Origin of the sequence: Phaeobacter sp. (genome assembly GCF_022825805.1) — a bacterium.
Lineage (GTDB): Bacteria > Pseudomonadota > Alphaproteobacteria > Rhodobacterales > Rhodobacteraceae > Phaeobacter.
This window is the reverse complement of sequence record NZ_JAJDWC010000079.1, coordinates 38,515-52,782: the sequence shown is the minus strand read 5'-3', so window position 1 is coordinate 52,782 and position 14,268 is coordinate 38,515. Positions and strand designations below refer to the sequence as shown.

12 protein-coding genes are annotated in these 14,268 nt (G+C 61.2%); 8 read left to right on the top strand and 4 right to left on the bottom strand.

Annotated features, from left to right (window positions below):
• Window positions 1-219: 219 nt before the first annotated feature.
• A complete protein-coding gene (guaD, locus tag Q0C28_RS08615) occupies window positions 220-1,572 on the bottom strand; it encodes a guanine deaminase (RefSeq protein ID WP_293574828.1) in 1,353 nt (450 codons plus the stop codon).
• 227 nt (window positions 1,573-1,799) lie between these two features.
• On the opposite strand from guaD, the gene mgtE reads away from it, so the two are divergent.
• The 5 genes from mgtE (at window position 1,800) to Q0C28_RS08590 (ending at window position 7,923) form a co-directional block, all read left to right on the top strand.
• Window positions 1,800-3,188, top strand: a complete 1,389-nt coding sequence (gene mgtE / locus Q0C28_RS08610; protein WP_293574826.1) for a magnesium transporter — start codon at window positions 1,800-1,802, stop codon at window positions 3,186-3,188.
• Window positions 3,189-3,222: 34 nt separating this feature from the next.
• Entirely contained in the window at window positions 3,223-3,783 is a 561-nt protein-coding gene (locus tag Q0C28_RS08605) for a 5-formyltetrahydrofolate cyclo-ligase (RefSeq protein WP_293574824.1), read from the top strand.
• A 200-nt stretch (window positions 3,784-3,983) separates the two neighbouring features.
• Window positions 3,984-4,796, top strand: a complete 813-nt coding sequence (locus tag Q0C28_RS08600; protein ID WP_293574822.1) for a TIGR00282 family metallophosphoesterase — start codon at window positions 3,984-3,986, stop codon at window positions 4,794-4,796.
• A 379-nt stretch (window positions 4,797-5,175) separates the two neighbouring features.
• Complete coding sequence (locus tag Q0C28_RS08595; RefSeq protein ID WP_293574820.1) at window positions 5,176-6,954, top strand: SLC13 family permease; 1,779 nt, start codon at window positions 5,176-5,178, stop codon at window positions 6,952-6,954.
• Window positions 6,955-7,182: 228 nt separating this feature from the next.
• The gene (locus tag Q0C28_RS08590; protein ID WP_293574818.1) at window positions 7,183-7,923 is read left to right on the top strand and encodes a YebC/PmpR family DNA-binding transcriptional regulator; all 741 of its coding nucleotides are present in this window, start codon (window positions 7,183-7,185) and stop codon (window positions 7,921-7,923) included.
• Window positions 7,924-8,147: 224 nt separating this feature from the next.
• Here the strand turns inward: Q0C28_RS08590 and Q0C28_RS08585 are convergent, their stop codons facing one another.
• On the bottom strand, window positions 8,148-9,038 hold the full coding sequence (locus tag Q0C28_RS08585; protein ID WP_293574816.1) for a hypothetical protein: 891 nt from the start codon (window positions 9,036-9,038) through the stop codon (window positions 8,148-8,150).
• A gap of 289 nt (window positions 9,039-9,327) precedes the next feature.
• Entirely contained in the window at window positions 9,328-10,206 is an 879-nt protein-coding gene (locus Q0C28_RS08580) for a LysR family transcriptional regulator ArgP (RefSeq protein ID WP_293574814.1), read from the bottom strand.
• 125 nt (window positions 10,207-10,331) lie between these two features.
• Between Q0C28_RS08580 and Q0C28_RS08575 the strand changes: the two genes are divergently transcribed.
• The 3 genes from Q0C28_RS08575 to Q0C28_RS08565 all read left to right on the top strand — a co-directional run bounded on the left by Q0C28_RS08575 (window position 10,332) and on the right by Q0C28_RS08565 (window position 13,467).
• Window positions 10,332-10,940, top strand: coding sequence for a LysE/ArgO family amino acid transporter (locus Q0C28_RS08575; RefSeq protein WP_293574838.1), 609 nt, complete (start codon window positions 10,332-10,334; stop codon window positions 10,938-10,940).
• A 171-nt stretch (window positions 10,941-11,111) separates the two neighbouring features.
• Window positions 11,112-12,107 (top strand): DMT family transporter, encoded by a 996-nt coding sequence (locus Q0C28_RS08570; RefSeq protein WP_293574812.1) that lies wholly within the window; start codon window positions 11,112-11,114, stop codon window positions 12,105-12,107.
• Window positions 12,108-12,249: 142 nt separating this feature from the next.
• Window positions 12,250-13,467 carry a DUF1036 domain-containing protein gene (locus Q0C28_RS08565; RefSeq protein WP_293574810.1) on the top strand — a complete coding sequence of 406 codons (1,218 nt, stop codon included), beginning with the start codon at window positions 12,250-12,252 and terminating at the stop codon, window positions 13,465-13,467.
• A 121-nt stretch (window positions 13,468-13,588) separates the two neighbouring features.
• Here the strand turns inward: Q0C28_RS08565 and betI are convergent, their stop codons facing one another.
• Window positions 13,589-14,164 carry a transcriptional regulator BetI gene (gene betI / locus Q0C28_RS08560; RefSeq protein ID WP_293574836.1) on the bottom strand — a complete coding sequence of 192 codons (576 nt, stop codon included), beginning with the start codon at window positions 14,162-14,164 and terminating at the stop codon, window positions 13,589-13,591.
• Window positions 14,165-14,268 lie beyond the last annotated feature (104 nt).

Here is a 14,268-nt window from a genome sequence, read left to right as displayed (position 1 = left end):
CGGCAATGTACTCTTCAAAACGCGCCCGCAGCGCTGATGGCAATGGTGCTGGCATAAGACATCCTCCCGGATATCTTGAATCACGCCAGCACCAATTTGGGAACCCAAAACGATTCAGACTTCAGGAAAGACGCTTTAAGTTGCCAGATCCGCAATCACACGGGCAAACGCTCAAACGGGCAGGCAATCACACGGGCAGTCGTTCAATCGGGCAGTCGCTCAATCTCGCTGACCGTTGATCCAGGTTTCGACCACGGCGCGGTCATCGCCCATCATGATCGTGGCAAAGGCAGCGTCCCAGATGTCGTCGGCGCGGGCGCTACGCTGGGCAATGGCCGGGGTCGATGCTAGATCCAGCACCACCAGATCTGCCTCCATCCCGACGGCAATATTGCCGATGACCCCGTCCAGACGCAGGGCGCGGGCCGAACCTTGGGTCGCCAACCACAGCAACTCTGCCGCATGCAGCGGCGTGCCACGCAGCTGGCCCAGCTCATAGGCCGCCGCCATCGTGCGCAGCATCGAGAAGCTGGATCCTCCGCCGGTGTCCGTCGCCAGCCCAACGCGCTGGCCCTGGGCGATCAGACCCGCCATATCGAACAGGCCCGATCCGATGAAGGTGTTGGAGGTTGGGCAATGAACCAACGCGGCGCCAACCTCGCGCAGGCGATCACGTTCGCGCGCCTCCAGATGGATGGCATGGCCATAGACCGCTTTTTCCCCCAACAGCCCGAATTGCTCATAGGTGTCGAGGTAATCGCGCGCGTCCGGGAACAGGGATTTCACCCAGGCGATCTCATCGGTCTGCTCGCTCAGATGGGTCTGCATCAGACAATCAGGATGCGCCGACCAAAGCGCGCCCATCGCTGCCAGCTGATCCGGGGTGGAGGTCGGGGAAAAGCGCGGGGTGATGGCATAGGACAGACGGTCCACACCGTGCCAGCGGTCAATCAGCGCGGCGCTGTCGTCATAGGCCGATTGCACCGTGTCGCGCAGCCCGTCCGGGGCGTTGCGATCCATGCAGGTCTTGCCCGCCACCACCCGCTGTCCGCGCGCCTGCGCAGCGGTGAAAAACGCATCCACACTGTGCGGATGGATGGTGCAATAACTGCACATGGTCGTGGTGCCATGGGCCCGTGTCAGATCCAGATATCGCTGCGCAACATCATCGGCATAGGCCCGGTCGGCAAAGCGGATTTCTTCGGGAAAGGTATAGCTGTTCAGCCAATCAATCAGCCGTTTGCCCCAGCTCGCGATAATGGCGGTTTGCGGATAATGCACATGGGCGTCGACAAACCCTGCCAGAATCAGATGGTTGCCGTGATCCACCAGGGTGGCCTGCGGGAATGCGGCCTGCAGATCCGCGCGCGTGCCAAGGGCGAGCACGGTCCTGGCGGCGTGACTGCCCGTATGATCCTGGCCTGTGCGCTTGCCTGTGTCTTCGCCTGCATCATGGGCCGCGCCGATCGCCACAGCTTCATAGATCTGCACCGCCTGGTCTGGCTGCTCCACCTCAAAGGGCGAACCCGTAAAGGAGAGAACCTGTCCACAAATGATGTAATGCGCCTGCATCGCCGCAGTCCTTATTTTGCCCACCTGGGTTTAGCCCACTTGAAGTTGTGCCTGCCCGACAAACAGGCCATGTCCGGCGAAGCAGGCCAAAACCGACACGCCGAAAACCCAGCCTGTACCGAACCAATAGAATAGGCCTCAGAACAGCTGACGTAAATTCCGACATTGTCATTGTTTTCCGGTAGCTGCTTCTTTTATTCCATATCCAATCGCAATTGGAGGTTCAGATGGTCACAGATGACGACATGACGCTGGTCGATCCGGGATCTGACGACGCCTATGACCTGGACCGCAAACGGGTGGCCCAGATCCTGGCTGCGGTGGACAGCGGCCGTCAGGATCTGCTGACCGAGTTGATGGAGCCGCTGCACGCGGCCGACATAGCCGACCTTCTGGAGCAGATCAGCAGCGCGGACCGGGCGCAGCTGATCCAGCTTTATGGCCGCGAATTTGATGGCGAAATCCTCTCCGAACTGGATGAGGCGATCCGCGAAGACGTCATTGCGCTGCTCAATCCGCAGGTTCTTGCAGAGGCGGTGCGGGATCTCGAGAGCGACGATGTGGTCGATCTTCTGGAGGATCTGGAAGAGCCGCAACAGGCGGCCATCCTGGAGACGTTGGAGGATGCTGACCGGGTCGCTGTGGAGCAGTCGCTCAGCTATCCCGAAAGCTCTGCGGGCCGCCTGATGCAACGCGAAGTGGTGATGGCGCCAGAACATTGGACCGTTGGGCAGGCAATTGATTTCATGCGGGAATCAGACAGCCTGCCGGATCAGTTCTACCATGTTGTGCTGGTTGATCCGCGGCTGCATCCGATTGGCAACGTCACTCTGGGCCGGATCATGGGGGCCAAACGGCACGTGCCGCTGGCAGAGATCGTCGAAGATACTTTCCAGATCATTCCGGTCGAACAGGACGAGGAAGATGTCGCCTATGCGTTCAACCAATACCACCTCATTTCCGCCCCGGTGGTCGATGACGAAGGCCGCCTTGTCGGGGTGATCACCATTGATGATGCGATGACCGTGTTGGATGAAGAGCACGAAGAGGACATTCTGCGCCTCGCGGGGGTCAGCGATGGCAGCCTGGCGGATCGGGTGTGGACCACGACCAAACAGCGGTTTCCCTGGTTGGCGGTGAATTTGGCAACCGCAGTGCTGGCCTCTTTGGTGATTGCCCAGTTCGAAGCCACCATTGCGCAGTTTGTGGCCCTGGCGGTGCTGATGCCGATTGTGGCCTCTATGGGTGGCAATGCGGGGACCCAGACGCTGACGGTGGCTGTGCGCGCTCTTGCCACGCGCGACCTGACCGGGTCCAACGTCTGGCGCGTGATCCGACGAGAGGTTTTGGTGGGGCTTCTCAATGGCTTGGCCTTTGCGGTGATCATGGGGATCGTGGGGGTCATGTGGTTTGGCTCCCCGATGTTGGGTGTCGTGATCGCAGTCGCAATGGTGATCAATCTGGTCGTGGCCGGGCTCGCAGGGACGGCGGTGCCGATTATCCTGGAAAAAACCGGCGTCGACCCGGCATTGGCATCCGGGGCCTTTGTGACCACAGTGACTGATATTGTTGGTTTCTTTGCCTTTCTCGGGCTTGCAGGCGCGGTATTGCTCTAAGCGTCGAATGAACATCTAGCGACAGGAGGGGCCGATGCAGGACCTCACTCAGATCAAGGCTGATGCCCGCAAAGCGGCCTTCAAACGGCGCAAAGCGGCCCATGACATGAACAAACCCGGCACCGCCGGGCACCTGTCGGAGGTGCTGGCGGGCTACCGGGGTGTGCCGCTGGCCGGCTATATGCCGATCCGCACCGAGATCGACCCGCTGCCCGCCATGGCCGAGGCCGCAGCTCACGGGCCCGTCGGAGTGCCCGTTATTCAGGCCGCAGACACGCCCCTGCTGTTCAGCCGCTGGTTGCCTGATGGTCCCCTGCGGGAGGGGCCGTTTGGGGCGCAGGTGCCTGCCACGGACGATTTTTTTGAACCCGAGATCCTGATCGTGCCGCTTGTTGGCTTTGATCTGCAGGGTGGGCGCCTTGGCTATGGCGGCGGGTTTTATGACCGCACGCTGGAGCTGCTGCGCAGCAAGCGGCCGACGCTGGCCATCGGCTTTGCCTATGATGCGCAGCGCGCCGACAGTTTGCCGCTGGAGCCGACAGATCAGCCCTTGGACCTGATCGTCACCGAATGCGGTGTCCACGATCTGCGCTAGATCAGGCCACCGCCGCTCATTTGGGCGGACCAATCAGGGCGCACCACTGGCAGGAACGAAGGGCGTGACCAGGACAGGCAGCTGCATTTGGTTGGCCAGTTTCTGCCGCTGCGGTCTCGCTGCAGGCGGGCCATTGCCCGGATTGCACGCCCTGATTGCAGCGCCTTGTGCTTTGGACGGTCAACGCCTATGCGACTGATATGAGAATTCTATTTCTAGGCGATGTGATGGGGCGTGCGGGGCGTCGGGCCATTACGGAACATCTGCCGCAGCTGCGTGAAGCGTGGCGGTTGGATTTTGTTGTGGTCAACGGCGAAAACGCCTCCAACGGTATGGGGCTGAAGGGCGATCATGCCGCGCTGTTGCTGTCTGCTGGGGTCGATTGTCTGACCCTGGGCGATCATGCCTTCGACCAGAAGGACATGTTGCAATACATCGAAAAAGAGCCGCGCATCATCCGCCCGCTGAACTTTGCCAAAAACGCACCCGGGCGCGGATACCGTCTGTTCAACGCACCCGGCGGGCGCAGGGTTCTGGTGGTTCAGGCGCTGGGACAGGTGTTCATGAAACGGGCCTATGATGATCCGTTTGGCAGCGTTGAGGCGGTGTTGAAATCCCATCCACGCGGCGGACTGGCGCAGGCGGTCATCGTTGATATGCACTGCGAGGCCACATCAGAGAAAATGGCGATGGGGCACTTCTGCAATGGCCGCGCGTCCTTGGTGGTGGGCACCCACACCCATGTGCCCACGGCAGACGCGCAGATCCTGTCCGAAGGGACGGGCTATCTGACCGACGCGGGCATGTGCGGGGATTACAATTCGGTCATTGGCATGGAAAAAGCCGAACCGATGCGGCGGTTTCTAACGGGCATGCCGAAAAACCGCTTCACCCCGGCCGAAGGTCCTGCAACGCTGTCTGGCGTGTTTGTGGAAACCGATGATCGCACTGGCGCCGCCAAATCGATCCGCATGGTGCGCCATGGCGGGCTGCTGCAAGAGGCCGCTCCCTGACGTCGCAGGCGGCCACCGCAAAACACCGGTCCGGCTCTCCTAATGCATCGCATTCGGCGGAACACTGCGGGATCATTTCGGGATCAATCAGTTCAGGGCAGGGCGCGCGGGTCCGCTTAGCGCGTTTTCGCCTGAAATGCGGTGCCATAACCACGCCTGATCTGAGGAAATAAATCCCCCAACATCAAAGACAGCAAACCTTGCGTCCCAAAAATTCGTTTCTGACCAATAGATTGCGCAGGGACCCTTGCCTGATCGGGGCTGATCAGGTTCACTCCAGCAACGCTCACCCTGCAGCCCGCCTGTGTGTTGCGCAGCACTGCGCGGCGGATTTGGCCTCGGCAACCCAGTTTTAACCACTTGGATGTGATCAACCCCCATGCAGTTTCTTTCCCTCGGAGACAACGGCGACGCAGTGCTGGCGCTTGTTGTAGTGGCTGCCATGTTTGTGGCCTTTCTGCGCGAAACCTTCCCAACGGAAGTGGTCGCGCTGGGTGGCGTGTCGGTGTTGTTGGCCACAGGGGTGCTGCCCTATGACGCCGCGCTGCCGGTGCTGGCAAACCCCGCGCCCTGGACCATTGCGGCGATGTTTATCATCATGGGGGCGCTTGTGCGCACCGGCGCCTTGGATGCGTTTACCGCTGTGGCGCGCAAACAGGCCGGGGTGAACCCGAAGCTCGCCATTGCCTTGTTGATGGCCTTTGTCATCGCAGCCTCGGCCGTGGTGTCGAACACGCCGGTGGTGGTGGTGATGATCCCGGTGTTCATCCAAATCGCCCGAACCTTGGATGTCTCTGCCTCCAAACTGTTGATCCCGCTCAGCTATGCGGCAATCCTTGGCGGCACGCTGACGCTGATCGGGACCTCGACGAACCTGCTGGTGGATGGGGTTGCCCGCGCCCAGGGGCTGGAGCCGTTCACCATTTTCGAGGTGACGCCACTGGGGCTCGCGCTGGTGGTCTGGGGCATGATCTACCTGCGGTTTGTGGCGCCACACTTGCTGCCCGATCGCAGCAGCATGGCCAGCCTGCTGAGCGACAGATCACGGATGAAATTCTTCACCGAGGCAGTGATCCCGCCGGACAGCAACCTGATCGGCCGTGAAGTGACCGGCGTGCAGCTGTTCAAACGTCCCGGTGTGCGCCTGATCGATGTGATCCGCGGCGATATCTCGTTGCGCAACGCGCTAAAGGGCGTGGAGCTGCAAGTGGGCGACCGCGTGGTGCTGCGCACGCAGATGACCGAATTGCTCAGCCTGCAGCGCAACAAAGAGCTGAAGCGCGTGGATCAGGTCTCTGCGGTTGAAACCACAACGGTCGAAGTGTTGATCACCCCCGGCTGCCGCATGGTGGGGCGTTCCCTTGGGGCGATGCGTCTGCGCCGCCGCTATGGTGTTTACACATTGGCGGTCCACCGGCGGAACCAGAACATCGGCGTCCAGCTCGAAGATCTGGTGGTGCGGGTTGGCGATACCCTTCTGTTGGAGGGCAATGCCGAAGACATCCAGCGCCTGGCCGCAGATATGGATATGGCCGCGGTGTCGCAGCCTTCTGTTCGGGCCTACCGCCGCCGGCACGCCCCGATTGCCATTGTTGCGTTGATTGGCATCGTGGTGCTTGCAGCCCTGGGCGTTGCTCCGATCCTGCTGCTGTCGGTGCTTGCGGTCTCGGCCGTTCTGGTGACCCGTTGCATCGACGCGGATGAGGCGTTTTCCTTTGTCGATGGGCGGCTGTTGACGCTGATTTTTGCCATGCTGGCCATTGGTGCCGCGCTGGAAAGCTCGGGTGCCGTTGCACTGATTGTTGAGGCGATTGCCCCATCTCTGTCGGTGTTGCCGCCAGTTCTGCTGGTTTGGGCCGTTTATCTGCTGACGTCGGTGCTGACCGAATTGGTATCCAACAATGCGGTCGCGGTTGTGGTGACGCCGATTGCGGTTGGTTTGGCGCAGGCGATGGGCATTGATCCGCGCCCCTTGGTTGTGGCGGTCATGGTTGCGGCCTCTGCCTCCTTTGCGACGCCCATTGGCTATCAGACCAATATGCTGGTCTACGGGCCGGGCGGGTATAAGTTCACCGACTTTCTGCGCGTTGGCATTCCGCTGAACCTCAGCATTGGGATTCTGGCGTCTTTGCTCATCCCTCTCATCTGGCCGCTCTGATCTGGCCTCTATCTTTTGTTGTCGACAGGCCCTGTCGGCTGCCGCGTATCCCCGGATTGCCCGTCCACGCGCGGCCCGGCGGCGACGCGCGATCTGCTGGCAAATCCGCCCACGGATCGCGACCCAGCACGATGGATGGGCCCAATAGCGCGGCGCAGCGCTTGAAAGCCCCCCGGTGACAAGGCTATATGAGCGCCAGATCCGAAATCGAATTAGCAAGGACGCACCATGGCAGGTCACTCCAAATGGGCGAACATTCAGCACCGCAAAGGCCGTCAGGACGCCGCGCGCTCGAAGCTGTTCTCCAAACTCTCCAAGGAAATTACCGTTGCGGCGAAGATGGGCGACCCCGATCCGGAGAAAAATCCGCGCCTGCGCCTGGCGGTCAAAGAAGCCAAAAGCCAATCGGTGCCCAAGGATGTGATCGAACGCGCGATCAAGAAATCCACCGCCGGTGACGGGGATGATTACGAAGAAATCCGCTATGAGGGCTATGGCCCCAATGGCGTGGCCGTGATTGTCGAAACCATGACCGACAACCGCAACCGCACCGCCTCCACCGTGCGCTCCACCTTCTCCAAGAACGGTGGCAACCTCGGTGAAACCGGCTCGGTTGGCTTTATGTTCGACCGCAAGGGCGAAGTGACCTATCCCGCCTCCGCTGGTGATGCCGACACGGTCATGATGGCAGCCATCGAAGCCGGTGCAGAAGATGTCGACAGCTCCGAGGACGGTCACCTGATCTATTGCGCCGACAGCGACCTGCATGAGGTCTCCAACGCGCTGGAAGCTGAATTGGGTGAATCCGATTCCACCAAACTGGTGTGGAAACCCACCACCACCACCGAACTGGATCTGGTTGGCATGCAAAAGCTGATGAAGCTCGTCGATGCTTTGGAAGATGATGATGACGTGCAGCGCGTCACCACCAATTTTGAGGCCTCCGACGAGGTGATGTCCCAGCTCTGAGGACCTGGGCCCATCCGGCTCTGGACTTGCTGCGATCACAGGATTGCGGCCGGGTTTGGGGCGAGGGGCGGCCTGCGACAGACCATGATAAAACGGGCGTGCCATAGGGCGCGCCCTTTTTTGTTCGTCGAGCTTTCAAGCTGTCAGTTTTTTGGCGAACTTGCAGATCGCGACGAAACTAGGCACCGTTGGCGCGGCCAGCCACGCCAGACAACGATCCAGCCCTATCCCGCCGGGGTCAATACACCCGCTATGCGCAGGTCGCTGCGGCTGGGCGTCCACAGCGCAGAGGCCGGTGTTGCATAGATCTGGTCGATGAACGCCGCAGAAATACCCCGACCAGTCAGGAACCTGCGGTCGCGGGCCTGTTCGGCGGCCACATCCACCTGCGGCAGCCCGCCGCCGTAAGCCAGCTGATAGCTGTGAAAGCCCAAAACCGCCCCCGGCGCCAGATCCCGTTCCACCCCAGCGGCAAAGATCAAGGTGCAGGCGGAGGCGCAGGATCCTTCGGCCAGCGTATCCAGTTGATGATCCGCCACCAGCCGGGCGACGCCGCGCGCCTCATAGATCAGCCCGCCCTCGCTGCAGAGGGTGATGCGCTCAAGCGCGCTGTTCTCCGCAATCAGCGCCGCCACCCGTTTGGTGAGCCCATGCTGGATCTCCCCGGCCAGGCGCAGTTCGGTGCCATCCTGCGAAACCTCCAGCTGATAGCGCGCTTCGCGCTCCAGTCGCATCTGCTCGGCGGCGGAAATCTCGTCCGGTGCGGTGGCGATCAGCACTGCGTCCCACCACAGGGTCACGGTCGCAAATCCCGCAAACAGAATGGCCAGATAGCCGCCCCAGACCGGCACCATATGCCCGGTGCCAAGGATATGCTGATCAGCGCTGCGCAGAAACTGACGGATCTGCCAGATCATCAGCAGCAGATCGATCAGGATCAACCCATAAAGCACCCGCAACGGCAGCGTCACCACCTCGTTCAGCATCGACCACAGCACCAGCACACAGGCGCGCGGCAACACCACTTGCCACAGAAAACTGCGCCCCAATGTCAGATACTGGCGGGAGCGGTCTGACGGCGGCCGCGCGTTTGGGTCTGCGTCAGGTGATGTCATCGGCTGTGTCACGCGGGGGCATCTCCCTGTTTGCAAAAGCCTGTCACGAACGAAACCACCCAGCCTAAGTGGGGCGAAGGCGGCATCGGCCCGGCTGCGGGCGCTTGGTCCGCTGGCTGGGTCACCGGTTCGGTGGTCGTTTGGTGGCGGCGATATGGACGGGGTGATCTGACGGATCAGGCTCCTGTTTTATTGCCGCCCGCCTTGTTCAAGCCGACACTGTTAAACCGCCCCCGTCAAACCGACCCTGTCAAACCGCGCTATCCAAACCAGCCTATCAAAACCGGTCTTATTCAAGATAGTCCGCTGCCGAGTGGAGCACAGCCCGCGTCACCTGCGCAAGAGCAGGGGCCATCACCCGGCTGACCTGCCAGCTGAGCGGCACCGGTAAACTGCGCCCCGGGATCAACGGCACGAGCCGCCCCGCCGCCAGCGCCTCCCGCACCAGCGGCTCGGGGTTCATCCCCCAGCCGATGCCCGCCTCCGACGCCTCCACAAAGGCCTGGGCCGAGGGAACAAAATGCGCCGGGGGCCGCACGCCGCTTATGCCGTTCTGTTCCATCCAGCGGGTTTGCAACTGGTCCTTCGCGTTGAAGATCAGACAGGGCGCCTGCGCCAGGCTGTCAGCGGTGACACCATCTTTGAACCAGCGTGCGTGATAGCCGGGCGAGGCGGTCGCAACATAGCGCAGCGACCCCAACGCAAAGGCATCGCAGCCGGTGACAGGTTTCTGTCGGGCACAGACCGCCGCTGACACCTCGCCCCGTTGCATCCAATCGGCGCTGTGATCCTGATCATCCAGCACCAGATCAAACAGGATATCATCACAGGCCGACATCACCGGCAGAAACCAGGTCGCCAGACTGTCGGCGGTGATGGCCACGGTCACCCGAGCGGGATCCGCCGTGGGTGCCAATTGCAGATCACGGGAGACAGCAGCCTCCAGCAGCGCGACATCTTCGCCGTGTTTGGCAATTCGGATGCCCGCTTCGGTGCCCAAACAGGGCGTGCCGCGGCGCACCAAGGTGGTGCCAACCCGATCCTCCAACGCCTTGATCCGCTGCGAGATGGCAGAGGGGGTCACTGCCAGCGCATGGGCGGCTTGCTCAAACGAGCCAAACCGCAATACCGCCCCAAGGGCTGCCAGTTGATTGGGATCGAACCGCATTAGCTCTGCTTAATCTGGGTTATCATCTTTAATTTGAATACATCCACGCCCTGCCGTAGTCAAAGGCGCAACTCGCTCTCTCACCGCAAGGACGGCCCCGAATGTCTGCTTACCTCCCCACTTTCCTGCCCCCCAGTCTTGTTGGCGGGTTCTTCCTGGGCCTGAGCCTGATCATGGCGATTGGCGCGCAAAACGCCTTTGTCCTGCGGCAGGGGCTGCGGCAGCAGCATGTGTTCTGGATCTGCCTGACCTGCGCCGGATCCGATGCGCTATTGATTGTGGCCGGTGTTTTGGGATTTGGCAGCCTGGCGCTGGCGGTGCCGTGGTTTGAAACGGTCATGCGCCTTGGCGGTGCGGCATTCCTCCTCTGGTACGGTGCCCGCAGCCTGCGGTCAGCCTGGGCCGGAGGCGCGCAGTTGGACAGCAGCTCAGATGGCACTGCACCACAGGCCGCGCTCCTGCCGGTGCTGGCCACGGTGCTGGCGCTGACCTGGCTCAACCCCCATGTCTATCTGGATACCGTGGTTCTGCTGGGCTCGATCTCGGCGCATTATCCGCAGCCCCTGATCTTTGCGCTTGGCGCGGTATTGGCGAGTTTCACTTTCTTCTTCTCGCTCGGCTATGGTGCCAAAGTGCTGGCACCGCTGTTTGCCAAGCCCAGAGCCTGGCAGGTCTTGGATGCGCTTGTTGGGCTGACCATGTGGATCATCGCGGCAAAGCTGATCTGGATGTGACCTGGTAAGACGCGGCCCTCTGGGCCACGGGCCGCTAAGATGTGGTCTCTCTGGCCCACGGGTCGCACGGCGTTCCAGGGGGCGTGGGCCGTATTGCCTGCGCCGGTCTGCCGATTGTTACGACACATGTTAAGGGTTGTGCCCTGCCTGCGGCAATGCTCAGATGCGCCAATGACACGCAAACCCCCCGCACGTTCCGCTGAGCCAGGCCCATCTGCGCAGGTGTCGCCCGCAACCGGGGCCGCCACGCAAGGCAAAGCCCGGTCTACAGCCCAGCCCGCCGCCCAGCCGGTATTGGGCATTTTCTGGATGTTTCTGACGGGCCTGTGTTTTGTGGCGGTCACAGCACTGGTGAAATTTCTGGGCGACGGCATCCCACCGGCCCAATCGGCCTTTCTGCGCTACCTGCTTGGTCTGGTGTTTCTCCTCCCCATGATCGGCACGCTGCGGCGGCTGCGTCTGAGCCGCAAGCTGAAGGTGATGTTTGCGCTGCGTGGCTTTGTGCATACGCTTGGGGTGATGCTGTGGTTCTTCGCCATGACGCAGATCCCATTGGCGGAGGTGACGGCAATGCACTACCTGGCGCCGATCTATGTTTCGATTGGCGCGGCGCTGTTTCTGGGGGAGCGGATGGCCTTTCGCCGGATCTGCGCGATTGGAGTTGCCTTGATCGGTGCGCTAATCATCCTGCGTCCGGGATTTCGAGAGGTCGAACTGGGCCATCTCGCGATGATCTTCACGGCGCTGTCCTTTGGCGCCTCTTATCTGTTGGCCAAATCCACCGTTGATGGCAGCAACCCAGCCATCGTTGTGGCGATGCTGTCGCTGTGGGTGACGCTATTTCTGGCGCCGTTTGCCATTGCGGTCTGGGTTCAACCCAGCCTGTGGGAGATCGGGATCCTGTTTCTGGTCGCCTGTTTCGCCACGGCTGGCCATTATACGATGTCGATGGCCTTTGCCGCAGCACTAGTAGCGGTCACGCAGCCAGTAACCTTTCTGCAGCTATTGTGGGCTACGCTTTTGGGCGCTTTGGTGTTCGCTGAACCTGTGGATATCTGGGTGGTGTCGGGCGGTTGCCTGATCCTGGCTGCGGTCAGTTTCATCACCTGGCGCGAAGCGGCGCTGAAAAAACAGGCGGCTTCGGCTGAAAAATCAGCAGAAACATAGGGGTTTCATGAAACTGTCACCTAAGTGTGACATGCAGCACAGGGGGAATGGGGACGTCACAGTCATGAGACAACATGTGGTGAGGCAAATTGCGGCTCAGCTGTTTTGGGCGCTATCCGCGTGGATAGGCTGCTACCTTGCCATGGTCCCAACTGCCGCGCAGGCGGCCCCAACCTATGATGGGTTGGCCTATGATGGGTTGAAGGTCTGCAATGACACCCCCGTCCGCCAATCCATCAGTCTGGCTTATCGCGATGACGGGCGCTGGATCTCCTATGGGTGGTGGGACATTCCATCGGGCGATTGCCGCGCGGTGGTCGAGCAGCCGCTGCAAAACCGGTTCTATTACTTCCGCAGTGAAAGCCCGGGCTGGGAATTTCTCGACGAACGGATCGGATTTTGCATCGCGCCGGATGATTTCACCATCTATGGCGATCACGATTGCGGTGTGCGTGGTTACATCGCCGGGTCCTTTGCCAAAATCGACACGCGTCCCGTGAACGGCGGCAGCGACAGTCTCAGCGCGGCCACCACAGCGCCGGGCACGCCAAAGTTCGACACGTCCAGCCGACCGAAGGGCAAGCGGTTTTTCACCAAATTCCTCTCGTCCCATTCAGTGCCGCAGGCACAGGCAGGCCCCTTGCTGGGGGCGACGGTTCAGGCCGGTGGCGCGCAGCGCAACCTGGCGGTCGAAGCCAATTTTCTGGGCTGTGACACGCGCCGTGGTGATGGGGTGACGCAATGCACTTTCATCACCGACGATGGGTTGATCTGCGTTGATGATGACGGTTTGACCGACGCCGCACTGTTCGAGCGGCTGGAGGCGGTGAAACCCGGGGATGATGTGGCGCTGCAGATCGGTGTGCTCAGCCGGTTTGACAGGGTGACCCGCGGGTTTCTGCTGGACATGACGCAGCTTGAGGAGGCCACCGACCAGCTCCAGACCACTGCCCAGACCGCGGGTTTGTCCAGCGCCTATTCAAGCGGGCAGAGCACAACGGCCCCCGCAGCGCAAGGCGCACAGGACACTCAGGCTGTATCGGGCATCACCGGCAACGTGTTGGAACAGCTCGAAGGGCACTGGGTGTCGGCCGAAGACAGCTATGATCGCTTCACCATCTCTGGCCGGGAACGCCGCAACTTCTACGGCGATATGGAAACCTCCGTCGACCGGCTGGCCCTCACAGACACATGCGGGGAGAGCCGCGGGCAGGGGCCTTATCTGCTCGCGCGGGGCGATGTCAGCGGCGATGACCTGTGTTACCGGATCATTGCGCTGGATGCAGAGGGGCTGACCCTGGCGTATCTGCCGCGCGGCAATGAACTGCGCTACCTGCGGCAACCTGCGGCCACGCACTGACCGCGCGCTCTGCGTACTGCAGGGATCTAGCGATCAATACCGAAGATCTGACACCAAATGATCGGCGCGCCGGGCCAATCGCCAGGGGGTGCCGTAACTAGGGGCTGCTCCTCGGGCCCTGTCAGGAGATCACCAGATCCACCACCCGATGCGCGGCCAGCCGTGCTTTGGTCGGGTCCAGCGGACCATCGGATTGCGCCGCCTGCAGCCAGACGCCATCCATGTAACACTGCAGCGCCTGACGCGCGGTTTCGACACCCTCTGCGGGCAATAACCGGCGCAATTCGGCCAGGAAATGGCTGCGCACACGGTGGCGGTTGATTCTGTGCAGCCTCGACAGCCGCTGCGAATAAGGCGCGCTGGCCCAGAACTGCATCCACAGGCTGCATTGGGCCACTTCAAACAAAGTGTCGTCGAAATTCGCGTTCATCACCGCATACAGCCGCTCCCGAGGGGTGGTGGCGGTGGCATATTCGCGGATCATGGCCTGTTTCAGCTTGTTGAGCAGATGGCGCATCGTGGCCTCCATCAACCCTTCCTTGGAGCCGAAATAATAGTTGATAGACGCCGCGGATGCCCCAGCTTCCCGGGCAATTTCCGCCATGGTTACAACGCTATAGCCCCGCCGATGGACGGCGATCACTGTGGCTTCAATCAATTCTTCATTGCGGATGTCGCGAATACGTTTTCTGCCCATACCAGAGTTTTGCGTCACATGGGGCGATCTTTCAACTCCTGTTATCAGAATTCTGAAACTTGAATGGCCATTCAAAAAATAGTTTTGAGATGACGCTTTTCATG

Coding starts and splice junctions, on each gene's coding strand:
- guaD (WP_293574828.1), bottom strand. CDS start 1,572: ATGCAGGCGCATTACATCATTTGTGGACAGGTTCTCTCCTTTACGGGT.
- mgtE (WP_293574826.1), top strand. CDS start 1,800: ATGGTCACAGATGACGACATGACGCTGGTCGATCCGGGATCTGACGAC.
- Q0C28_RS08605 (WP_293574824.1), top strand. CDS start 3,223: ATGCAGGACCTCACTCAGATCAAGGCTGATGCCCGCAAAGCGGCCTTC.
- Q0C28_RS08600 (WP_293574822.1), top strand. CDS start 3,984: ATGAGAATTCTATTTCTAGGCGATGTGATGGGGCGTGCGGGGCGTCGG.
- Q0C28_RS08595 (WP_293574820.1), top strand. CDS start 5,176: ATGCAGTTTCTTTCCCTCGGAGACAACGGCGACGCAGTGCTGGCGCTT.
- Q0C28_RS08590 (WP_293574818.1), top strand. CDS start 7,183: ATGGCAGGTCACTCCAAATGGGCGAACATTCAGCACCGCAAAGGCCGT.
- Q0C28_RS08585 (WP_293574816.1), bottom strand. CDS start 9,038: ATGACATCACCTGACGCAGACCCAAACGCGCGGCCGCCGTCAGACCGC.
- Q0C28_RS08580 (WP_293574814.1), bottom strand. CDS start 10,206: ATGCGGTTCGATCCCAATCAACTGGCAGCCCTTGGGGCGGTATTGCGG.
- Q0C28_RS08570 (WP_293574812.1), top strand. CDS start 11,112: ATGACACGCAAACCCCCCGCACGTTCCGCTGAGCCAGGCCCATCTGCG.
- Q0C28_RS08565 (WP_293574810.1), top strand. CDS start 12,250: ATGGTCCCAACTGCCGCGCAGGCGGCCCCAACCTATGATGGGTTGGCC.
- betI (WP_293574836.1), bottom strand. CDS start 14,164: ATGGGCAGAAAACGTATTCGCGACATCCGCAATGAAGAATTGATTGAA.